This window comes from Paraburkholderia sp. CNPSo 3076, assembly GCF_026343935.1.
Classification (GTDB): domain Bacteria; phylum Pseudomonadota; class Gammaproteobacteria; order Burkholderiales; family Burkholderiaceae; genus Paraburkholderia; species Paraburkholderia nodosa.
On sequence record NZ_JAPMAL010000141.1, the window covers coordinates 1 to 650 of the forward strand.

At 37.4% G+C, this 650-nt stretch carries 1 protein-coding gene; it reads left to right on the top strand.

The annotated features are described in order from the left end of the window. Nucleotides 1-216 precede the first annotated feature (216 nt). The coding region (locus M3A49_RS42420; protein WP_266233997.1) for a hypothetical protein at nucleotides 217-650 on the top strand (434 nt) is incomplete at its 3' end.

A 650-nucleotide genomic window follows, 5' to 3' on the forward strand; every position in this document is an offset into this window, starting at 1 on the left:
TATTGAACCTGCTGTCACTTTAAAGAAAAAAACAGAAGAGTTACCAAAAGAACCACAACCTATTGTGTCATTACGAAAGAAAAAACCTTCAGAAAAAGAATGAGTAGAGACAGAAGGAAAAGAGGGAAAATCAACGTTTTATGTGAGAAGGGGAAGACTTTTTACACACTCACGAAGGTAACGTTCCTCTTATAGACAAGGGAGAGGCGAAACAGAATGAAAAAATATATCACGCTGAATGAACAGGATACAGACTTATTGATCAAACTACATGACTTTATTTACATTGACTCTAATTTCATTGTTGAACATATTTTAACGAATTACGCTGATCGTAAATATGCGATGAATCGTTTGCGTCTGCTAGAAGAGTCTAAGTATATTAAGAGTTTTACCGTTCCAATGCGGGGTTATGAAAAGCCGGGTAATTTATATACGCTAGATGCTTTTGGTGTTGAAATCGTAGAAGAATTGCAGGGCTTTTCAAAATGGCAAAAGAAATGGACAACGGATGTGCCCGCCTGGTACCAACACCAATTGATGTTAAACCGTTTGGTTTTATCGTATACCAAACAAGCAGAAGAACTAGGGCTTGCAGTTAAAGAATGGATTCCAGAAGCAAGAGGAACCTTCCAATATGGAAAGAGCAA